This is a genomic window from Streptomyces glomeratus, assembly GCF_021462825.1.
Lineage (GTDB): Bacteria > Actinomycetota > Actinomycetes > Streptomycetales > Streptomycetaceae > Streptomyces > Streptomyces glomeratus.
On record NZ_JAKEEB010000004.1, the window covers coordinates 284,394 to 303,924 of the forward strand.

General features: G+C 66.9%; 33 protein-coding genes. 1 reads left to right on the forward strand and 32 read right to left on the reverse strand.

Features of this window, described 5'->3' with window-relative positions; all coding sequences use genetic code 11:
• Positions 1–170: 170 nt before the first annotated feature.
• Both rpsI and rplM read right to left on the reverse strand, forming a co-directional pair.
• Entirely contained in the window at positions 171–683 is a 513-nt protein-coding gene (gene rpsI / locus LZ604_RS07010) for a 30S ribosomal protein S9 (protein WP_234513423.1), read from the reverse strand.
• A 42-nt stretch (positions 684–725) separates the two neighbouring features.
• Positions 726–1,169 carry a 50S ribosomal protein L13 gene (gene rplM, locus LZ604_RS07015; protein WP_146463583.1) on the reverse strand — a complete coding sequence of 148 codons (444 nt, stop codon included), beginning with the start codon at positions 1,167–1,169 and terminating at the stop codon, positions 726–728.
• Positions 1,170–1,497: 328 nt separating this feature from the next.
• On the opposite strand from rplM, the gene LZ604_RS07020 reads away from it, so the two are divergent.
• Positions 1,498–2,388 carry a hypothetical protein gene (locus LZ604_RS07020; RefSeq protein WP_234513424.1) on the forward strand — a complete coding sequence of 297 codons (891 nt, stop codon included), beginning with the start codon at positions 1,498–1,500 and terminating at the stop codon, positions 2,386–2,388.
• Between the two features lie 60 nt (positions 2,389–2,448).
• Here the strand turns inward: LZ604_RS07020 and truA are convergent, their stop codons facing one another.
• The 30 genes from truA to rplC all read right to left on the reverse strand — a co-directional run bounded on the left by truA (position 2,449) and on the right by rplC (position 19,518).
• Complete coding sequence (gene truA, locus LZ604_RS07025) at positions 2,449–3,303, reverse strand: tRNA pseudouridine(38-40) synthase TruA (protein ID WP_234513425.1); 855 nt, start codon at positions 3,301–3,303, stop codon at positions 2,449–2,451.
• 147 nt (positions 3,304–3,450) lie between these two features.
• Positions 3,451–3,963, reverse strand: a complete 513-nt coding sequence (gene rplQ, locus LZ604_RS07030) for a 50S ribosomal protein L17 (RefSeq protein ID WP_234513426.1) — start codon at positions 3,961–3,963, stop codon at positions 3,451–3,453.
• 179 nt (positions 3,964–4,142) lie between these two features.
• Entirely contained in the window at positions 4,143–5,165 is a 1,023-nt protein-coding gene (locus LZ604_RS07035) for a DNA-directed RNA polymerase subunit alpha (RefSeq protein ID WP_003966937.1), read from the reverse strand.
• Between the two features lie 141 nt (positions 5,166–5,306).
• The gene (gene rpsK, locus LZ604_RS07040; RefSeq protein WP_003956432.1) at positions 5,307–5,711 is read right to left on the reverse strand and encodes a 30S ribosomal protein S11; all 405 of its coding nucleotides are present in this window, start codon (positions 5,709–5,711) and stop codon (positions 5,307–5,309) included.
• 64 nt (positions 5,712–5,775) lie between these two features.
• Entirely contained in the window at positions 5,776–6,156 is a 381-nt protein-coding gene (gene rpsM, locus LZ604_RS07045) for a 30S ribosomal protein S13 (protein WP_234513427.1), read from the reverse strand.
• Between the two features lie 188 nt (positions 6,157–6,344).
• Positions 6,345–6,458: a 50S ribosomal protein L36 gene (rpmJ, locus tag LZ604_RS07050; protein WP_003998809.1), complete on the reverse strand. Its 114-nt coding sequence runs from the start codon at positions 6,456–6,458 to the stop codon at positions 6,345–6,347.
• Between the two features lie 60 nt (positions 6,459–6,518).
• Positions 6,519–6,740 (reverse strand): translation initiation factor IF-1, encoded by a 222-nt coding sequence (infA, locus tag LZ604_RS07055; protein ID WP_003948620.1) that lies wholly within the window; start codon positions 6,738–6,740, stop codon positions 6,519–6,521.
• A 141-nt stretch (positions 6,741–6,881) separates the two neighbouring features.
• On the reverse strand, positions 6,882–7,718 hold the full coding sequence (gene map / locus LZ604_RS07060; protein WP_234513428.1) for a type I methionyl aminopeptidase: 837 nt from the start codon (positions 7,716–7,718) through the stop codon (positions 6,882–6,884).
• A 149-nt stretch (positions 7,719–7,867) separates the two neighbouring features.
• Positions 7,868–8,530: an adenylate kinase gene (locus LZ604_RS07065; protein ID WP_234513429.1), complete on the reverse strand. Its 663-nt coding sequence runs from the start codon at positions 8,528–8,530 to the stop codon at positions 7,868–7,870.
• Entirely contained in the window at positions 8,530–9,846 is a 1,317-nt protein-coding gene (gene secY / locus LZ604_RS07070) for a preprotein translocase subunit SecY (protein WP_234513430.1), read from the reverse strand. Before secY ends, LZ604_RS07065 begins: the two co-directional genes overlap by 1 nt.
• A gap of 245 nt (positions 9,847–10,091) precedes the next feature.
• On the reverse strand, positions 10,092–10,547 hold the full coding sequence (gene rplO, locus LZ604_RS07075) for a 50S ribosomal protein L15 (protein ID WP_030233862.1): 456 nt from the start codon (positions 10,545–10,547) through the stop codon (positions 10,092–10,094).
• A 2-nt stretch (positions 10,548–10,549) separates the two neighbouring features.
• Positions 10,550–10,732 (reverse strand): 50S ribosomal protein L30, encoded by a 183-nt coding sequence (gene rpmD, locus LZ604_RS07080; RefSeq protein ID WP_003998814.1) that lies wholly within the window; start codon positions 10,730–10,732, stop codon positions 10,550–10,552.
• A 2-nt stretch (positions 10,733–10,734) separates the two neighbouring features.
• Positions 10,735–11,340 carry a 30S ribosomal protein S5 gene (gene rpsE, locus LZ604_RS07085; protein WP_003992370.1) on the reverse strand — a complete coding sequence of 202 codons (606 nt, stop codon included), beginning with the start codon at positions 11,338–11,340 and terminating at the stop codon, positions 10,735–10,737.
• A gap of 36 nt (positions 11,341–11,376) precedes the next feature.
• A complete protein-coding gene (gene rplR / locus LZ604_RS07090) occupies positions 11,377–11,760 on the reverse strand; it encodes a 50S ribosomal protein L18 (protein WP_067299854.1) in 384 nt (127 codons plus the stop codon).
• Positions 11,761–11,763: 3 nt separating this feature from the next.
• Entirely contained in the window at positions 11,764–12,303 is a 540-nt protein-coding gene (gene rplF, locus LZ604_RS07095) for a 50S ribosomal protein L6 (RefSeq protein WP_234513432.1), read from the reverse strand.
• Between the two features lie 24 nt (positions 12,304–12,327).
• Positions 12,328–12,726: a 30S ribosomal protein S8 gene (gene rpsH / locus LZ604_RS07100; RefSeq protein WP_007494756.1), complete on the reverse strand. Its 399-nt coding sequence runs from the start codon at positions 12,724–12,726 to the stop codon at positions 12,328–12,330.
• A gap of 209 nt (positions 12,727–12,935) precedes the next feature.
• Complete coding sequence (locus LZ604_RS07105) at positions 12,936–13,121, reverse strand: type Z 30S ribosomal protein S14 (protein ID WP_003948630.1); 186 nt, start codon at positions 13,119–13,121, stop codon at positions 12,936–12,938.
• Between the two features lie 5 nt (positions 13,122–13,126).
• Positions 13,127–13,684, reverse strand: coding sequence for a 50S ribosomal protein L5 (gene rplE / locus LZ604_RS07110; protein ID WP_234513434.1), 558 nt, complete (start codon positions 13,682–13,684; stop codon positions 13,127–13,129).
• Positions 13,684–14,007, reverse strand: coding sequence for a 50S ribosomal protein L24 (gene rplX, locus LZ604_RS07115; protein ID WP_234513436.1), 324 nt, complete (start codon positions 14,005–14,007; stop codon positions 13,684–13,686). The genes rplE and rplX overlap by 1 nt, the downstream gene beginning before the upstream one ends.
• A 2-nt stretch (positions 14,008–14,009) precedes the next feature.
• On the reverse strand, positions 14,010–14,378 hold the full coding sequence (rplN, locus tag LZ604_RS07120) for a 50S ribosomal protein L14 (protein ID WP_003998823.1): 369 nt from the start codon (positions 14,376–14,378) through the stop codon (positions 14,010–14,012).
• 96 nt (positions 14,379–14,474) lie between these two features.
• Positions 14,475–14,759, reverse strand: a complete 285-nt coding sequence (gene rpsQ / locus LZ604_RS07125) for a 30S ribosomal protein S17 (RefSeq protein WP_004984524.1) — start codon at positions 14,757–14,759, stop codon at positions 14,475–14,477.
• Positions 14,759–14,983 (reverse strand): 50S ribosomal protein L29, encoded by a 225-nt coding sequence (rpmC, locus tag LZ604_RS07130; RefSeq protein WP_018564811.1) that lies wholly within the window; start codon positions 14,981–14,983, stop codon positions 14,759–14,761. Before rpmC ends, rpsQ begins: the two co-directional genes overlap by 1 nt.
• Positions 14,983–15,402 (reverse strand): 50S ribosomal protein L16, encoded by a 420-nt coding sequence (gene rplP / locus LZ604_RS07135; RefSeq protein ID WP_018564810.1) that lies wholly within the window; start codon positions 15,400–15,402, stop codon positions 14,983–14,985. The genes rpmC and rplP overlap by 1 nt, the downstream gene beginning before the upstream one ends.
• A 5-nt stretch (positions 15,403–15,407) precedes the next feature.
• Positions 15,408–16,229 carry a 30S ribosomal protein S3 gene (gene rpsC / locus LZ604_RS07140; RefSeq protein ID WP_003998826.1) on the reverse strand — a complete coding sequence of 274 codons (822 nt, stop codon included), beginning with the start codon at positions 16,227–16,229 and terminating at the stop codon, positions 15,408–15,410.
• The gene (gene rplV, locus LZ604_RS07145) at positions 16,229–16,576 is read right to left on the reverse strand and encodes a 50S ribosomal protein L22 (protein WP_039656230.1); all 348 of its coding nucleotides are present in this window, start codon (positions 16,574–16,576) and stop codon (positions 16,229–16,231) included. Before rplV ends, rpsC begins: the two co-directional genes overlap by 1 nt.
• A gap of 45 nt (positions 16,577–16,621) precedes the next feature.
• Positions 16,622–16,903 carry a 30S ribosomal protein S19 gene (gene rpsS, locus LZ604_RS07150; protein ID WP_053759516.1) on the reverse strand — a complete coding sequence of 94 codons (282 nt, stop codon included), beginning with the start codon at positions 16,901–16,903 and terminating at the stop codon, positions 16,622–16,624.
• A 12-nt stretch (positions 16,904–16,915) separates the two neighbouring features.
• The gene (gene rplB, locus LZ604_RS07155) at positions 16,916–17,752 is read right to left on the reverse strand and encodes a 50S ribosomal protein L2 (protein WP_234513438.1); all 837 of its coding nucleotides are present in this window, start codon (positions 17,750–17,752) and stop codon (positions 16,916–16,918) included.
• Positions 17,753–17,792: 40 nt separating this feature from the next.
• The gene (gene rplW / locus LZ604_RS07160) at positions 17,793–18,212 is read right to left on the reverse strand and encodes a 50S ribosomal protein L23 (protein WP_234513441.1); all 420 of its coding nucleotides are present in this window, start codon (positions 18,210–18,212) and stop codon (positions 17,793–17,795) included.
• Positions 18,212–18,865, reverse strand: coding sequence for a 50S ribosomal protein L4 (rplD, locus tag LZ604_RS07165; protein WP_234513443.1), 654 nt, complete (start codon positions 18,863–18,865; stop codon positions 18,212–18,214). Before rplD ends, rplW begins: the two co-directional genes overlap by 1 nt.
• A gap of 8 nt (positions 18,866–18,873) precedes the next feature.
• A complete protein-coding gene (rplC, locus tag LZ604_RS07170) occupies positions 18,874–19,518 on the reverse strand; it encodes a 50S ribosomal protein L3 (protein ID WP_234513445.1) in 645 nt (214 codons plus the stop codon).
• Positions 19,519–19,531 lie beyond the last annotated feature (13 nt).

Here is a 19,531-nt window from a genome sequence, read left to right on the forward strand (position 1 = left end):
GCTTATCCCACGCAGTCGTCCCGAGCCTGTCGGGATTGCTCCATAAGCTCCAAAAGCCGGTGATAAGCATCTTTCCGCGTAAACGAACCGCCCCGGCGGCACGGAGCGTGCTGCCGGGGCGATACGTACGCGCGGCAGGCGGTACGAGCCTGCGCGACCAGCGGGCGCGATTAGCGCTTGCTGTACTGCGGCGCCTTGCGGGCCTTCTTCAGACCGGCCTTCTTGCGCTCGACCGCACGGTCGTCACGACGCAGGAAGCCGGCCTTCTTCAGCGGGCCGCGGTTGTTGTCGACGTCCGCCTCGTTCAGGGCGCGGGCGACACCGAGACGGAGCGCACCGGCCTGACCCGACACGCCGCCACCCGCGATGCGGGCGATGACGTCGTAGCGGCCCTCGAGCTCGAGCACCTTGAAGGGCTCGTTCACTTCCTGCTGGTGCACCTTGTTCGGGAAGTAGTCCTCGAGGGTGCGACCGTTGATCTTCCACTTGCCGGAGCCCGGAACGATCCGGACACGGGCAATGGCGTTCTTGCGACGGCCCAGGCCGGCGGCCGGCTGGGGCTCACCGAAACGGGAGGCGAGGGACTCGGAGGTGTACTCACCCTCCAGCGGGACCTCGGTCTCCGTGGTGTAGCTGTCGATGTCAAGCTCTTCGAGCGGCTGCTCGGCAGTGGTCTCGGCCACGATTCTCCTCAGATTCTCTTCAGTCTTAGGGGGTGGCCGGACTTACTGCGCGACCTGGGTGATCTCGAACGGCACCGGCTGCTGGGCAGCGTGCGGGTGCTGGTCACCCTTGTAGACCTTCAGCTTCGAGAGCATCTGACGGCCCAGGGAGTTCTTGGGGAGCATGCCCTTGACGGCCTTCTCGACGGCCTTCTCGGGGTTGTTCGCCAGCAGGTCGTCGTAGCGGACGGAACGCAGACCACCCGGGTAGCCGGAGTGGCGGTACGCCATCTTCTGGGTCCGCTTGTTGCCGGACAGGTGCACCTTGTCCGCGTTGATGATGATGACGAAGTCGCCGGCGTCCACGTGGGGCGCGTAGATCGGCTTGTGCTTGCCGCGCAGAAGGGTGGCGGCAGTGGTGGCCAGACGGCCCAGGACGACGTCCTGAGCGTCGATGACGTGCCACTGACGCGTCACATCGCCGGGCTTGGGGCTGTACGTACGCACGGTTCGTAGCCTTCGCTTCTTCAGTGAGGTTCCTGACAAGGTCACCGAAGACGATCACGACAGCCCTGACCGCACCGCGGTGACGCAAGCCGCGTGCTGGTCGCTGGTCATCGGCCCGGTGGACCGGTGTAAGGGCCCCTCACGTGAGAATGAGCAAGCCAATACACATAACGAACAGCCAGGATAACCGGGGCGCCCACAGGGGTCAAAACGGGGCCGCCGGCGCCCGGCCGCGTCGGACGGGGGCCGGCAGCCCGGTCACACTTGAGCTGTGTTGTCGCCTTGGTGCCCACCGAAGGGGAACAAGGCGGTCCGCGGCGCGTCTAAGATGCGCCGCATGAGTTATGGGCAGGGGGAGCCCCAGTGGGATCCCTGGAAACCGAGTTCCCAGCAGTCGGAGTGGGGCAGCCGGAGCGGCAGTGGCACCCCTGACTGGGCCGCGCTCGCCGAAGCCTCCGAGGCGCGCAACAAGCGCCGTCGGGTGCTGCTGATCGTCGGCGGGGCCCTGGCCACGATCGGCATCGGCGCCGCCGTCACGGTGGCGGTCGTGTCCGCGAACGGCAACGCCAACGCCTCGAACAAGCCGGCTGGCGCCCTGCCCAGCACGGCAAACATCCCCAGTGAGAGCGCCGACCCGGCACCTTCCTTCGCGCCGACCTCGGCCCCTCCGCCGCTGAATCCGATGGACTTCATCTCCAGCGCCAAGAAGGACAAGGCCCCGATCAGCGCGAACACGCTGTTCCCCGGCACCCAGCTGACCGTGGGCGCGAACGTCTACAAGCGGGGACCCTCGGACACCGGCACGAACTGCGCGTCCGCCGTCCAGGGCACCCTGCCCGCGGTGCTCGCCAAGAACGGCTGCACCAAGGTGTTCCGCGCCACCTACACCAAGGACGGCGTCGCCGTGACGGTCGGCGTGGCACTGTTCGACACCGCGTCCCAGGCCACCAAGGCGAAGCAGCAGGCCGACAGCAAGAGCATTCTCAGGTCGCTGTTCGGCAAGGGGGTGCCCGCCTTCTGCCGGACGACGGTCTGCCGCTCCACCACCAATTCCTACGGCCGCTACGCCTATTTCACGCTCGCCGGCTTCACCAACGGCAAGGACGTGACGGCCAAGGACGCCAAGGTCTTCGCCGCCGGCGACGACCTGGCCGAGTTCACCTTCCGCCAGATACGGCGCCGCGGCGAGGCACAGGCGGCCGCGGCCACCAACCAGTAGCGCCGCCGAACCGCCGGCGCCACGCCCCCGGCCGGTGGCGCCGCGGACACTGCCGGGGGCTCAGCAGCAGCCGGCCCCCGGCAGCGTCCGCTTGTTCCGCGCCTCCTTGTTCCGCGCGGCGAGCAGTTCGTCGGCCGGGTAGCCGACCTCCTCCAGCGTGAGCCCGTGCGGCCGTACGACGTGCACCGCCGAGTCCCGTACCCGGGCGGCCAGCACCTTCGCGGGCCAGTCGGGCGGGCGGTGCCCGTCCCCCACGAACAGCAGCGCCCCGATCAGCGAGCGCACCATGTTGTGACAGAACGCGTCCGCCCGGACCGTGGCGGTGACGATCCCGTCCCCGTCGCGCACCAGGCTCAGCTCCTGGAGGGTGCGGATGGTGGTCGCGCCCTCGCGCCTCTTGCAGTAGGCGGCGAAGTCGTGCTCCCCGAAGAGCCCCCGGGCCGCCTCGTTCATGGCGTCCACGTCGAGCGGCCAGTCGTGCCAGAGGACATGGCCCCGCAGGAGCGGATCGACACCGCCGGGGTTGTCGGTGACCCGGTAGGCGTAGCGCCGCCAGACGGCGGAGAAGCGGGCGTTGAAGCCGCTGGGCGCCTCCCGGAGGGCCCACACCCGCACGTCCTTGGGCAGCCGCCCCGCCAGCCGCTTCAGCAGCTTCCCGCGGTGCTCGCCCCAGACCTCCAGGGGCAGATCGACATGGGCCACCTGGCCGCGGGCGTGCACCCCGGCGTCGGTCCGTCCGGCGACGGTCAGCTCGTATGTCTCCCGGGACCGTGTGACCGTCCGCAGCGCGTCCTCGATCTCCCCCTGCACGGTCCGCTTGCCGCCGGCCTGCTTGGCCCAGCCGTGGAAACCGCTGCCGTCGTAGGAAAGGTCGAGACGGACACGAACGTGACCGGTCTGTACTTCGTCACTCACTCCTGGATCCTCACTCACTCCCGGACCCTCACTCACTGCCGGATCCTCAGCTCACTCCCGGATCCTCACTCACCGCCGGATCCTCTCAGGTACGCGAAAGCGGGCCCGCCCCGCGAAGGGCGGACCCGCTCAGGGCGAGGGTGGACCTCAGGCGTCCTTCGACTCCTCGGCCGGAGCCTCGGCGGCCTCGTCCGCGGCTGGAACCGCGTCCTCGACCTTGGGCTCCTCGGCCTTGGCCTCGGCCTCCTTGACGGCACGCTTGGTCGCCGCCTCGGCCTCGCCGACCGCCTTCTGCTGCACCGTCAGCGCCTCGACCAGCTCGATCACGGCCATGGGAGCGTTGTCGCCACGGCGGTTACCGATCTTGGTGATGCGGGTGTAGCCACCCGGACGGTTCTCGTAGCGCGGGCCGATCTCGGTGAAGAGCGTGTGGACGACGCTCTTGTCCGTGATGACCTGGAGCACCTGACGGCGGTTGTGAAGGTCGCCCTTCTTCGCCTTGGTGACCAGACGCTCGGCGTACGGACGCAGCTTGCGCGCCTTCGCCTCGGTGGTGGTGATACGGCCGTGCTCGAAGAGCGCCTTCGCGAGGTTCGCGAGGATGATCTTCTCGTGCGCGGCGCTGCCGCCCATACGGGCGCCCTTGGTGGGCCTCGGCATCGTGTTTCTCCTAGGTGTCTGCCCCGGCCGTGTCAGGTACCGGAGTCAGTATCCGAGCGGGCGGTCGCCCGTCGGAGATCCGGGGCGTCCCCGAAGGGGCGCCCCGGAAGCGGAGCGGGGAACCGTGCGATCAAGCACAGCGCACCCGCACCCGAAATCGGACCGTCTGGTCCGAGCTCTCAGTACTGCTCGGTCTCGACGAAGCCCGCGTCCGCGTCGTCGTCCGCGCCGAAGGCGTCCGCGGCGGCGGTCGGGTCGAATCCGGGCGGGCTGTCCTTCAGGGCCAGGCCCATGCCGGCCAGCTTCGCCTTGACCTCGTCGATGGACTTCGCGCCGAAGTTGCGGATGTCCAGCAGGTCGGCCTCGGAGCGGGCGACGAGCTCACCCACGGAGTGGATGCCCTCACGCTTGAGGCAGTTGTAGGAGCGGACCGTGAGCTCCAGCTCCTCGATCGGCAGCGCCAGGTCGGCGGCCAGGGCGGCGTCCGTCGGGGACGGGCCCATGTCGATGCCCTCGGCGTCGATGTTCAGCTCGCGGGCGAGGCCGAACAGCTCGACCAGGGTCTTGCCGGCCGACGCCATGGCGTCACGCGGACGCATGGCCTGCTTGGTCTCGACGTCGACGATCAGCTTGTCGAAGTCGGTGCGCTGCTCGACACGGGTCGCCTCGACCTTGTAGGTGACCTTGAGAACCGGCGAGTAGATCGAGTCGACCGGGATACGGCCGATCTCCTGGCCCACCTGCTTGTTCTGCACGGCGGAGACGTAACCGCGACCGCGCTCGACGGTCAGCTCCATCTCCAGCTTGCCCTTGCCGTTCAGCGTGGCGAGGACGAGGTCGGGGTTGTGCACCTCGACACCGGCCGGGGGCGCGATGTCGGCGGCGGTGACGAGACCCGGGCCCTGCTTGCGCAGGTACATCACGACCGGCTCGTCGTGCTCCGAGGAGACGACCAGCTGCTTGATGTTGAGGATCAGGTCGGTGACGTCCTCCTTGACGCCCGGCACGGTGGTGAACTCGTGCAGAACGCCGTCGATGCGGATGGACGTGACCGCCGCACCCGGGATCGAGGAGAGGAGCGTACGACGCAGCGAGTTGCCGAGGGTGTAGCCGAAGCCCGGCTCCAGCGGCTCGATCACGAACCGGGAGCGGAACTCGTCGACGACCTCTTCGGTCAACGAGGGACGCTGAGCGATCAGCATGTGTGGATCAGATCCTTCAGTCGTGGGCGCCCGCTATATGACACCCGACGGAATCCACGCCCGGAAGGCGCGGGTACTGCAAGGGTACGGGCGGCACGGCCGGAAGGGGCCGTACCGCCCGGAAACCGCTACCTCGAAGCGTCAGACGCGGCGGCGCTTCGGGGGACGGCAGCCGTTGTGCGGGGTCGGGGTGACGTCCTGGATGGAGCCGACCTCGAGGCCCGTGGCCTGCAGGGAGCGGATCGCGGTCTCACGACCGGAGCCCGGACCCTTGACGAACACGTCGACCTTGCGCATGCCGTGCTCCTGGGCGCGGCGGGCGGCCGACTCGGCGGCCATCTGCGCGGCGAACGGCGTGGACTTCCGGGAGCCCTTGAAGCCGACGTGGCCGGCGGAGGCCCAGGAGATCACGTTGCCGGACGGGTCGGTGATCGAAACGATGGTGTTGTTGAACGTGCTCTTGATGTGCGCGTGGCCGTGAGCGACGTTCTTCTTTTCCTTGCGGCGCACCTTCTTGGCAGCGCCCTGACGTCCCTTGGGGGGCATCCTTTAACTCCTAGGGAGGTGGTCGGTCCTACAGCGAAGACCGTGGACAGGTGTCCGCTGCGGACTACTTCTTGCCCGGCTTCTTCTTGCCGGCGATGGCGCGACGCGGGCCCTTGCGGGTACGGGCGTTGGTGCTGGTGCGCTGACCGCGGACGGGCAGACCGCGGCGGTGCCGCAGACCCTGGTACGTGCCGATCTCCACCTTGCGGCGGATGTCGGCCTGGATCTCGCGACGGAGGTCACCCTCGGTCCTGATGTTGTTGTCGACGTACTCGCGGATCGCGACGAGCTGCTCTTCGGTCAGGTCGCGAACGCGGGTGTTCGGGTCGACGCCGGTGGCTGCCAGCGTCTGCTGCGAAAGGGTCCGGCCGATGCCGAACACGTAGGTGAGGGCGATCTCCACGCGCTTGTCGCGCGGGATGTCAACACCGGAAACGCGTGCCATTCAATGGCTCCAGTTGATCTTCGGAGGTCTTCCGCAGGACCGGCTCCCAGCCGCCGTACTAGGTACGAACTGGGTCCCCGGCCTCCGAACCGGGGGTGTCGAGCCATATGGCTCGGGCCCTGCGTATGAACTATTCAGCTTGCGTCGCGCGAATCTCTGCGAGTCGATGCAGAGGGTGCGGTCGTGCGTCAGCCCTGGCGCTGCTTGTGGCGCGGGTTCTCGCAGATGACCATGACCCGGCCGTGACGGCGGATCACCCTGCACTTGTCGCAGATCTTCTTGACGCTCGGCTTGACCTTCATGGGATGTGAGGTTCTCCGGGTCAGTGCCACCACCCCGCCGGAGCAGGGTGCGGGCAAGATCTACTTGTAGCGGTAGACGATCCGGCCACGCGTCAGGTCGTACGGAGACAGCTCCACCACGACCCGGTCGTCAGGGAGGATGCGGATGTAGTGCATACGCATCTTGCCGCTGATGTGTGCCAGGACCTGGTGGCCGTTCTGGAGCTCGACCTTGAACATGGCGTTCGGCAGAGACTCGACGACAGTGCCCTCGATCTCGATGGCACCTTGCTTCTTGGCCACGCTTCGCCCTTCGAATCGACTACCTTGATCGACTCCGTACGAGCGCATGCGGGCATGCGAGTGCACGAGAGCCGACGAGTCAGTCTACGTCAGCGCACCCGGAAACACGAATCGGGGGAGTCTGCCCCGAGGCGGAGATCATTATGCGAGAGGATCGGGGGCGGCGGTGACGCCGTACTCCGCCAGCTTGGCCTTGCCGCCGTCGGGGGCCGTGAGCACCAGGGGGCCCTGTTCCGTCAGGGCGACGGAGTGCTCCCAGTGCGACGACCACGTACCGTCCGTGGTGATGACGGTCCAGTCGTCCTCGAGGACCTCCGTCCTCGGGGTTCCCAGCGACACCATCGGCTCGATCGCCAGGCAGAAGCCGGGCACCAGCTTCGGGCCCTTGCCGCGCCGCCGGTCCACGTAGTTCAGCAGGTGCGGGTCCATGTGCATCTCGGTGCCGATGCCGTGCCCGCCGTAGTCCTCGATGATCCCGTACCGCCCGCCGCCCGGCTTGGGCTGCCGACGGATGTACGTCTCGACGGCCCGGGAGACGTCGACGAGCCGGTTGCCCTGCTTCATCGCCGCGATCCCGGCCCACATGGACTCCTCGGTCACCCGGGACAGCTCGACCAGCTCCGGGGCGTGGCCGGACCCCACGAACGCGGTGAAGGCGGCGTCCCCGTGCCAGCCGTCGACGATCGCGCCCGCGTCGACGGAGATGATGTCGCCGTCCTTGAGCACCACGTCCTCCGAGGGGATGCCATGGACGACCACCTCGTTCACCGAGGTGCAGATGGTCGCGGGGAAGCCGCCGTAGCCCAGGAAGTTCGACTTCGCCCCGTGCTCGGCGAGGACCTTGCGAGCCACCTCGTCCAGATCCTTCGTCGTGGCGCCCGGCACCGCCGCCTCCCGGGTGGCCGCGTGCACGGCGGCGACGACCAGCCCCGCCTCGCGCATCTTGGCGATCTGCTCGGGGGTCTTGATCTGCACCATGAGGACTGCGGCCTTTCTGACCGGGAGACTACGGATACCTTCAACGATACGGGGCTGTGTCATCCAGCCCCTCCGCCCCCGAGGAGCACCGCCCACAGATCGGCCGCGGTCCCCCGGCAGGGGAACCGCGGCCGTGGCGGCGACGAAGGCTACTTGTCGCCGGCCTTCTGCTTGAGCGCCTCCATGGCGCGCTGGGTGACCTCTTCCACCTTGCCGAGGGCCGAGATGGTGACCACCAGGTCCTGGGCCTTGTAGTAGTCGATGATCGGCTCGGTCTGGGTGTGGTAGACCTCCAGCCGCTTGCGGACGGTCTCCTCGGAGTCGTCGTCGCGCTGGTACAGCTCGCCGCCGCAGATGTCGCAGACGCCGTCCTGCTTCGCCGGCTTGTACGACACATGGAAGACGTGCGACGAGTCGTTGCGGCACACGCGGCGGCCCGCGATGCGCTTGACGACCTCCTCCTCGGGAACCTCGAGGTCGAGGACCGAGTCCAGCTTCATACCCTCGGCCTTGAGCATGTCGTCCAGCGCCTCGGCCTGCTGCACGTTACGAGGGAAGCCGTCCAGCAGGAAGCCGTTCCTCGCGTCGGGCTGCTCCATACGGTCCTTGGCCATCGCGATGGTGACCTCGTCCGGGACCAGTTCGCCCTTGTCCATGTAGGACTTCGCCAGCTTGCCGAGTTCCGTCTGCTGGCTGATGTTGGCGCGGAACAGGTCGCCCGTGGAGATGTGCGGGATCGACAGGTTCTTGGCGAGGAACGCGGCCTGCGTTCCCTTACCGGCACCGGGCGGCCCGACGAGGACGATTCGCATCAGCGGAGGAACCCTTCGTAATTGCGCTGCTGGAGCTGGCTCTCGATCTGCTTCACCGTCTCGAGACCGACACCCACGATGATCAGGATGCTGGTCCCACCGAACGGGAAGTTCTGGCTAGCCCCGAAGCCAACCAACGCCATTGTCGGTACGAGAGCGATCAGACCCAGGTACAGCGAACCCGGCCAGGTGATCCGGTTGAGCACGTACGACAGGTACTCAGCGGTGGGCCGACCGGCCCGGATGCCCGGGATGAAGCCACCATACTTCTTCATGTTGTCCGCGACTTCCTCGGGGTTGAACGAGATCGCCACGTAGAAGAACGCGAAGAAAACGATGAGCAAGAAGTACAAAGTGATGTAAAGCGGGTGGTCGCCCTTGGTCAGGTTGTCGTTGATCCAGCGCTTCCAGTCGGAAGTGCCCCCGGCGAACTGGGCCACCAGAGCCGGGATGTACAGCAACGACGACGCGAAGATGACGGGAATCACACCCGCCTGGTTCACCTTCAGCGGGATGTATGTGGACGTACCGCCGTAGGAGCGGCGGCCGATCATGCGCTTCGCGTACTGGACGGGGATGCGCCGCTGCGCCTGCTCGACGAAGACCACCAGGCCGACCATGACCAGGCCGACGAGGATGACCGTGCCGAACTCGATCCAGCCGCCGGCCAGGGTTCCCTGCTTCTTGATGGCCCACAGCGCGGTCGGGAACGTCGCGGCGATCGAGATGAACATCAGGATCGACATGCCGTTGCCGATGCCGCGGTCGGTGATCAGCTCACCGAGCCACATGACGACGGCCGTACCGGCGGTCATGCAGATGACCATCGTGATGGTGGTGAAGATCGACTGGTCCGGGACGATCTGGGTCGCCACCGGGCAGCCGTTGAACAGCGCGCCGCTGCGGGCGGTGGCCACCAGACCGGTGCCCTGGAGGATCGCCAGCGCCACCGTCAGGTAACGGGTGTACTGCGTGATCTTCGCCGTACCCGCCTGGCCCTCCTTCTTCAGGGCCTCCAGGCGCGGGATGACCACGGTCAGCAGCTGGAGAATGATGCTCGCCGTGATGTACGGCATGATGCCGAGCGCGAAGACCGTGATCTGCAGCAGCGCTCCGCCGCTGAACATGTTGACCAGACCGAACAGGCTCTGGTTGCCCTTGTTGGCCACGTCGATACAGGTCTGGACGCTCTTGTAGTCGACGCCGGGGATCGGGATGTGCGTACCGACCCGGTACACCACGATGATCGCGAGCGTGAAGAGCAGCTTCTTGCGCAGGTCGGGCGTCCTGAACGCCCGGGCGAACGCGGTGAGCACGGTGCCTCCTGCGACCCCCGCGCAACTGCGTCAAGGGTGACGGTCTTGAGATTCCGACTTGGACAACGACATGAGTAACGGTCGACTGCCGTCCAGAGTGCCCGCACTGCGGCACCCTGTGAAAGTTGGCAGTGCAGGCCACCTTACCGGCGAGACTGCCCCCCTTGGAACGACCAACCGGGGATACCCCTTATGTGGGATATCCCCGGTCGGGATCGTTCAGGTCATCGAGACGCCCGAAAAATTCAGACGAGCTCGGTGACGGTACCGCCGGCAGCGGTGATCTTCTCCTTGGCGGAGCCGGAGACGGCGTCGACCGTCACCTGCAGCGCCACGGAGACCTCGCCCTGGCCGAGGACCTTGACGAGCGCGTTCTTGCGAACGGCGCCCTTGGCCACCAGACCCTCGACGGTGACCTCGCCACCCTCGGGGTAGAGCGCGGCCAGCTTGTCGAGGTTCACGACCTGGTACTCGGTCTTGAAGGGGTTCTTGAAGCCCTTCAGCTTCGGGAGGCGCATGTGCAGCGGCATCTGGCCACCCTCGAAGCGCTCCGGAACCTGGTAGCGGGCCTTGGTGCCCTTGGTGCCACGACCGGCCGTCTTACCCTTCGACGCCTCACCACGACCGACACGGGTCTTGGCGGTCTTGGCGCCCGGGGCGGGACGGAGGTTGTGGATCTTGAGCGGGTTCTGCTCCGCCATGATCAGTCGACCTCCTCGACCGTCACGAGGTGGCGGACGGTGTGCACCATGCCGCGGAACTCGGGGCGGTCCTCCTTGACGACCACGGTGTTGATCCCCTTGAGACCAAGCGACCGCAGGGTGTCACGGTGGTTCTGCTTGCTGCCGATGTAGGACTTGACCTGCGTGATCTTGAGCTGCGCCATGATTACGCACCCGCCCCGGCACGCGCACGCAGCAGAGCCGCGGGAGCGACGTCCTCGAGCGGCAGACCACGGCGGGCCGCGATCTCCTCGGGACGCTGCAGACCCTTCAGGGCCGCCACGGTCGCGTGCACGATGTTGATCGCGTTGTCGGAGCCGAGCGACTTCGACAGGACGTCGTGGATACCGGCGCACTCGAGCACGGCACGCACCGGACCACCGGCGATAACACCGGTACCCGGGGACGCGGGCTTGAGCAGTACGACGCCGGCAGCCTTCTCACCCTGGATGGGGTGAGGGATGGTGCCCTGGATCCGGGGGACCTTGAAGAAGTGCTTCTTGGCCTCCTCAACGCCCTTGGCGATGGCGGCCGGCACCTCCTTGGCCTTGCCGTATCCGACACCCACGGTGCCGTCACCGTCGCCCACCACGACCAGCGCGGTGAAGCTGAAGCGACGACCACCCTTCACAACCTTGGCGACGCGGTTGATCGCGACGACGCGCTCAACGTACGCGGTCTTCTCGGCGGCAGCTGCGCCGCCGTCACGGCCCTTCCGGTCCCGCCGCTCGCCGCCACCGGCACCGCCACCGCGGCGCTGGGGTCCAGCCATTGGATTACCTCTCTCTTTCCGCTAGCTACAAGCGGCTCAGAACTTGAGCCCGGCTTCGCGGGCGGCGTCCGCCAGGGCGGCGATGCGCCCGGCGTACTGGTTGCCACCACGGTCGAACACGACAGCCTCGACACCGGCGGCCTTGGCACGCTCGGCGACCAGGGCGCCGACCTGCTTGGCCTGCGAGGACTTATCGCCCTCGCCCCCACGGACCGACGCGTCCAGAGTGGACGCGGAAGCCAGGGTGTGGCCCTTGAGGTCGTCGATCACCTGCGCCACGATGTGGCGGTTGGAGCGGGTCACGACCAGACGGGGACGCTCCGCCGTACCGGCGATCCGCTTGCGGATCCGGATGTGACGGCGCTTGATCGCGGCGCGCTTGTAGGCGTCGCCCTTGAGGATCTTCTGCCCGTATGCCATGGCTTACTTACCCGCCTTTCCGACCTTGCGGCGGATGACTTCGCCCTCGTACTTGACACCCTTGGCCTTGTACGGGTCGGGCTTGCGCAGCTTGCGGATGTTGGCCGCAACCTCGCCGACCTTCTGCTTGTCGATGCCCTCGACCTGGAAGCGGGTCGGGGTCTCCACCTTGAAGGTGATGCCCTCGGGCGCCTCGACGACGATCGGGTGGCTGTAGCCGAGCGCGAACTCGAGGTTCGAGCCCTTGGCCGTCACGCGGTAACCGACACCGCTGATCTCGAGCTTCTTCACGTAACCCTGGGTCACGCCGGTGATCATGTTCGCCACCAGCGTGCGGGACAGGCCGTGCAGGGCCTTGTTCTGACGCTCGTCGTTCGGGCGGGTGACGTTCAGAACGCCTTCCTCACCCTTGACGATCTCGATCGGTGCCACGACGGTGTGGGTCAGCTCGCCCTTGGGGCCCTTGACCGAGACCGTACGGCCGTCGATGGTGACGTCCACGCCGGCGGGAACCGTGATGGGGAGCTTGCCAATACGCGACATAGCTGTTTCCTCCGTTCCCTTCTGCTACCAGACGTAGGCGAGGACTTCCCCACCCACGCCCTTCTTGCCGGCCTGCTTGTCGGTGAGGAGCCCGTGCGACGTGGAGATGATCGCCACGCCGAGGCCGCCGAGCACCTTCGGCAGGTTGGTGGACTTCGCGTACACCCGGAGACCGGGCTTGGAGATCCGCTTGATGCCCGCGATGGAGCGCTCACGGTTCGGGCCGAACTTCAGCTCGAGGACGAGGTTCTTGCCGACCTCGGCGTCCTCGATCTTCCAGCCCGTGATGAAGCCCTCCTGCTGGAGGATCTCCGCGATGTGCGACTTGATCTTCGATGCCGGCATCGTCACGGAGTCGTGGTACGCCGAGTTCGCGTTACGCAGACGCGTAAGCATGTCTGCGATCGGATCAGTCATGGTCATGAATTGGCCTTCGGCCTCTCTCGCCGGGGTTTCCTGGTGCGCCATCCCTCTCCCCGATCCGAGACGGGACGGGTGCGGCGCGGTGGACCTACGGCGTAGTAAGTCGTACGGGCGACAGACGCCCAACCCCACAAGCCTAAGGCATGTGAGGTGGGCCGCCTGCCGACCCAGATGCTTACCGAGAGCCCGGTATCAACCCAACTGGGCTGTTACCAGGAGCTCTTGGTCACGCCCGGCAGCTCGCCACGGTGAGCCATCTCACGAAGGCACACGCGGCACAGGCCGAACTTGCGGTACACGGAATGCGGACGGCCGCAGCGCTGGCAGCGCGTGTAGCCACGCACACCGAACTTGGGCTTGCGAGCAGCCTTAGCGATCAGAGCCTTCTTCGCCATCTCGCTCACGCCTCCTTGAACGGGAAGCCGAGGTGACGAAGGAGCGCACGGCCCTCAGCGTCGTTGGTCGCCGTGGTGACCACGGTGATGTCCATACCCCGGACGCGGTCGATCTTGTCCTGGTCGATCTCGTGGAACATGACCTGCTCGGTGAGACCGAAGGTGTAGTTGCCACGGCCGTCGAACTGCTTGGGGGACAGGCCGCGGAAGTCGCGGATGCGCGGCAGCGCGAGCGACAGGGTGCGGTCCAGGAACTCCCACATGCGGTCGCCACGGAGCGTGACGTGGGCACCGATCGGCTGGCCCTCACGCAGCTTGAACTGCGCGATGGACTTGCGGGCCTTGGTGACGGCCGGCTTCTGACCGGTGATCGTGGTGAGGTCGCGGATGGCGCCCTCGATCAGCTTGGAGTCGCGGGCGGCGTCGCCCACACCCATGTTGACCACGATCTTGACGAGGCCCGGAATCTGCATGACGTTCTCGTACTTGAACTCGTCACGCAGCTTGGGGGCGATCTCGTCGCGGTACTTCTGCTTCAGACGCGGATTGGTGGTGGTAGTCATCAGATGTCCTCACCCGTCCGCTTGGCAACGCGGATCTTGTTGCCGTTCTCGTCGAAGCGGTAGCCGACACGCGTGACGACCTTCTGACCGTCCTTCTCCACGACCAGCTGAACGTTGGACACGTGGATCGGGGCCTCGGTGGTCACGATGCCGCCGGCCTGGGAACCGCCGGCGGTCGGGCCGGCCTTGGTGTGCTTCTTGACCCGGTTGACACCCTCGACCAGGACGCGGTCCTCGCGAGGGTAGGCCGCGATGACCTTGCCCTGCTTGCCCTTGTCCTTGCCGGTGATGACCTGGACCAGGTCGCCCTTCTTGATCTTCATGCTTACAGCACCTCCGGAGCCAGCGAGATGATCTTCATGAACTTCTTCTCGCGCAGCTCACGCCCGACCGGGCCGAAGATGCGGGTGCCGCGAGGGTCACCGTCGTTCTTCAGAATGACGGCGGCGTTCTCGTCGAAGCGGATGTACGAGCCGTCCGGACGGCGGCGCTCCTTGACGGTGCGAACGATGACCGCCTTGACGACGTCACCCTTCTTCACGTTGCCACCGGGGATCGCGTCCTTGACGGTGGCGACGATGACGTCACCGATGCCCGCGTAGCGGCGACCGGAGCCACCGAGCACACGGATGCAAAGGATCTCCTTGGCACCAGTGTTGTCGGCGACACGCAGTCGCGACTCCTGCTGGATCACGTCTATCTCCTGTTTGTCTGCCGGTTCCCCGGGGGCCGCCTCTCAGCGGCCCCCGGAGCCTGGCGGAACTGTCCTGCGGGTTTGCCCGCAGGAGAATTACTTGGCCTTCTCGAGGATCTCGACGACGCGCCAGCGCTTGGTCGCGGACAGCGGCCGGGTCTCCATCAGGAGGACACGGTCGCCGACACCCGCGGCGTTCTGCTCGTCGTGCGCCTTGAGCTTGTTCGTACGGCGGATGACCTTGCCGTACAGCGCGTGCTTGACGCGGTCCTCGACGGCGACGACGACGGTCTTGTCCATCTTGTCGCTGACGACGAGACCCTCGCGGGTCTTGCGGAAGCCGCGCGCCTCAGTGTTCTCAGTCACGTTGTTCTCGCTCATCAGGCGTTCTCCACCGTTTCGATGCCCAGCTCACGCTCGCGCATCAGGGTGTAGATCCGCGCGATGTCCTTGCGGACCGCCTTCAGACGGCCGTGGTTCTCGAGCTGGCCCGTCGCCGCCTGGAAGCGGAGGTTGAACAGCTCTTCCTTGGCCTCGCGGAGCTTGCCCAGAAGCTCCTCGTTGCCCAGCTCGCGCAGCTCGGACGCCTTGGTACCGGCCGACATCACGCTTCACCTGCCTCGCGCTTGACGATCCGGCACTTCATCGGCAGCTTGTGGGCCGCACGGGTCAGCGCCTCACGGGCGATCTTCTCGTTCGGGTAGGACAGCTCGAACATCACCCGACCGGGCTTGACGTTCGCGATCCACCACTCCGGCGAACCCTTACCGGAACCCATGCGGGTCTCGGCGGGCTTCTTGGTCAGCGGGCGGTCCGGGTAGATGTTGATCCAGACCTTGCCGCCACGCTTGATGTGACGGGTCATGGCGATACGAGCCGCCTCGATCTGGCGGTTCGTCACGTACGCCGGGGTCAGCGCCTGGATGCCGTACTCGCCGAACGCAACCTGCGTTCCACCCTTGGCCATTCCATCGCGCTTCGGGTGGTGCTGCTTGCGGTGCTTGACCCTACGGGGGATCAGCATGTCGGTCAGGCCTCCGTTCCGGTGCTCTCAGCCGGAGCGGACGCGGGAGCCTCGGCCTTGGGGGCCTCGGCGCCGGCAGCCTGCTGCGGCTTACGACCGCGCCGCTCGCCACCGCGGCCACCACGGGCCGGGCGGTCGGCGCCACCGCGGGCCGGGCGGTTACCCGCACGGGCGGCAGCGTTCTCGGCGCGGACCTCGGCGATGTTCTTGACGTCGCCCTTGTAGATCCAGACCTTCACACCGATGCGGCCGAAGGTCGTCTTGGCCTCGAAGAAGCCGTAGTCCACGTTCGCGCGGAGCGTGTGCAGGGGCACACGGCCCTCGCGGTAGAACTCCGAGCGGGACATCTCGGCGCCGCCGAGGCGGCCACCGCACTGGATCTTGATGCCCTTGGCGCCCGCCTTCATCGCCGACTGCATGCTCTTGCGCATGGCGCGGCGGAAGGAGACGCGGGAGGAGAGCTGCTCGGCAACGGCCTGGGCCACGAGCTGAGCGTCCGTCTCGGGGTTCTTGACCTCGAGGATGTTCAGCTGGACCTGCTTGCCCGTGAGCTTCTCGAGGTCACCGCGGATGCGGTCGGCCTCGGCGCCACGGCGGCCGATGACGATGCCCGGACGCGCGGTGTGGATGTCCACGCGGACGCGGTCACGGGTGCGCTCGATCTCGACCTTGGAGATGCCGGCGCGCTCCATGCCGGACGTCATCATCCGACGGATGGCGACGTCTTCCTTGACGTAGTCCTTGTACAGCTTGTCGGCGTACCAACGCGACTTGAAGTCGGTCGTGACACCGAGCCGGAACCCATGCGGGTTTACCTTCTGGCCCATTACCGGGTTCCTTCCTTGCTGCTGACGACCACGGTGATGTGGCTGGTCCGCTTGCGGATCCGGTAGGCACGGCCCTGGGCACGCGGACGGAACCGCTTCAGGGTCGGGCCCTCGTCGACGTAGGCCTCGGAAACGACGAGGCTGTCGACATCGGTGTGGTCGTAGTTGTGCGCGGCGTTGGCAATGGCGCTGTCCAGCACCTTGCCGACCGGAACCGAGGCTGCCTGCGGAGCGAATCGCAGAACAGCCTGGGCCTCCGTGGCGTCCATGCCACGGATGAGGTCCACCACACGGCGGGCCTTCATGGGCGTGACGCGGATGTACCGCGCCTGGGCCCTGGCTTCCATGGTTGTCCCTTCAGAGTTACTTACGTGTCTGAATGCGATCCGCGGTTAGCGGCGCTTCGACTTCCTGTCGTCCTTGACGTGACCCCGGAAGGTGCGCGTCGGCGAGAACTCGCCGAGCTTGTGGCCGACCATCGACTCGGTGACGAACACCGGGATGTGGGTCTTGCCGTTGTGCACCGCCAGCGTGTGGCCCAGCATTGCCGGGACGATCATCGAGCGGCGGGACCAGGTCTTGATGACGTTCTTGGTGCCGGCTTCGTTCTGGGCGTCCACCTTCTTCATGAGGTGGTCGTCGACGAAGGGCCCCTTCTTCAGGCTACGAGGCATCTCAACCCGTCCTTAGCGCTTCTTGTTCGTCTTGCGGCGGCGGACGATGTACTTGTTGCTCGCCTTCTTGGCGGAACGAGTACGGCCTTCCTTCTGACCCCACGGGGACACCGGGTGGCGACCACCGGAGGTACGGCCCTCACCACCACCGTGCGGGTGGTCCACGGGGTTCATGACCACACCACGCACGGTCGGGCGCACGCCCAGCCAGCGCTTGCGGCCGGCCTTGCCCCAGTTGATGTTGCTCTGCTCGGCGTTGCCGACCTCGCCGACGGTGGCGCGGCAGCGGACGTCGACCAGGCGGATCTCACCGGACGGCATGCGCAGGTGGGCGTAGGCGCCCTCCTTCGCGAGCAGCTGCACCGAGGCACCGGCCGAGCGGGCGAACTTGGCGCCGCCGCCCGGACGCAGCTCGATGGCGTGCAGCGTCGTACCGACCGGGATGTTGCGCAGGGCAAGGTTGTTGCCCGGCTTGATGTCGGCCCCGGGACCGTTCTCGACGCGGTCGCCCTGGCTCAGGCCACGCGGCGCGAGGATGTAGCGCTTCTCGCCGTCCGCGTAGTGCAGGAGCGCGATGCGCGCGGTGCGGTTGGGGTCGTACTCGATGTGCGCGACCTTCGCCGGCACGCCGTCCTTGTCGTGACGACGGAAGTCGATCACGCGGTAGGCGCGCTTGTGTCCGCCACCCTGGTGGCGAACGGTCACACGACCGGCGTTGTTACGGCCGCCCTTGCTGTGCAGGGGACGGACCAGCGACTTCTCCGGCGTGGACCGCGTGACCTCGACGAAGTCGGCGACGCTGGCGCCACGACGGCCCGGCGTAGTCGGCTTGTACTTGCGGATTCCCATTTCTCAGTCCTCGTCCGATATCGGACGATCCGGACCGCCCTCAGGCGGTCGGACCGCCGAAGATGTCGATACGGTCGCCCTCGGCGAGGGTCACGATCGCGCGCTTGGTGGCGGCACGCTGGCCGAAGCCCGTGCGGGTCCGCTTGCGCTTGCCCTGGCGGTTGATCGTGTTGACCCCGGTGACCTTGACCGAGAAGACCGCCTGGACGGCCTCCTTGATCTGGGTCTTGTTGGCGCTCGGGGCAACGATGAACGTGTACTTGTTCTCGTCGAGGAGCGCGTAGCTCTTCTCCGACACGACCGGCTTCAGCAGGACGTCACGGGGGTCCGTGTACGCCTTGCTCGCCGGGGTGACGACGGTGTTCTTGCCCTCGGCGGCGTGGCGACGCGCCTTGGCGACGCGCGCGGCCTTGGCGGCCTTGGCGGCCTTCGAGGCAATGGCGGGGTGACGGATAGCCATCAGGCCTCGCTCCCTTCGGTGTCGTTGGCCTTCGGGCCGGACACGAAGGACTCGAAAGCGGCCTGGGTGAAGACCACGTCGTCGGAGACGATCACGTCGTACGTGTTCAGCTGGCCCGGCTCCAGGATGTGGACCTGGGGCAGGTTGCGAGCGGACAGCAGGGCCTTCTCGTTCTCGCGCTCGACGACCAGGAGCACGTTCTTGCGCTCGCTGATCTTGCCGAGGAGAGCCTTGGCGGCCTTGGTGGAGATGTCCGACTCGACCACGTCGGTCACGACGTGGATGCGGTTGTTGCGGGCCCGGTCGGTGAGGGCGTGGCGCAGGGCCGCGGCCTTCATCTTCTTGGGGGTCCGCTGCGAGTAGTCGCGCGGCACGGGACCGTGCACGACGCCACCACCGGCGAACTGCGGCGCGCGGGTCGAGCCCTGGCGGGCGCGACCGGTGCCCTTCTGGCGGTACGGCTTCTTGCCGCCACCACGGACCTCGCCACGCGTCTTCGTCTTGTGCGTGCCCTGGCGGGCAGCGGCCAGCTGTGCGACGACGACCTGGTGGATCAGCGGGACGCTGACCTTCTCAACGCCGAAGATCTCCGCGGGGAGCTCGACGGAACCGGCCTTCTCGCCCGCCGGCGAAAGGATGTCAACAGTGCTCATCGGTTACCTCAGGCCCCCTTGGCCGCGGTGCGGACCAGGACGAGGCCGCCGTTCGGACCGGGAACCGCGCCCTTGATGAGCAGCAGACCCTTCTCCGCGTCAACGGCGTGGACGGTCAGGTTCTGGGTGGTGACTCGCTCGTTGCCCATGCGACCCGCCATGCGGAGGCCCTTGAACACACGGCCCGGGGTGGCGCAGCCACCGATCGAACCGGGAGAGCGGTGCTTGCGCTGGGTGCCGTGTCCGGCGCCGAGGCCCTTGAAGTTGTGACGCTTCATGACACCGGCGAAGCCCTTGCCCTTGCTCTTACCGGTGACGTCGACCTTCACACCGGCCTCGAACACCTCAGCGGTGATCTCCTGGCCGAGGGTGTACTCGGAGGCATCCGACGTGCGGATCTCGACGAGGTGACGACGCGGGGTGACGTCCGCCTTGGCGAAGTGGCCCTTGAGGGGCTTGTTCACCTTGCGCGGGTCGATCTCGCCGAAGGCGATCTGGACGGACTCGTAGCCGTCGACGTCGTTCGTACGAACCTGGGTCACGACATTCGGCCCGGCCTTGACGACGGTCACGGGAACAACGCGGTTGTTCTCGTCCCAGACCTGCGTCATACCGAGCTTCTCGCCCAGGATGCCCTTGATCTGCTTAGCCATTCTCAGATCACCG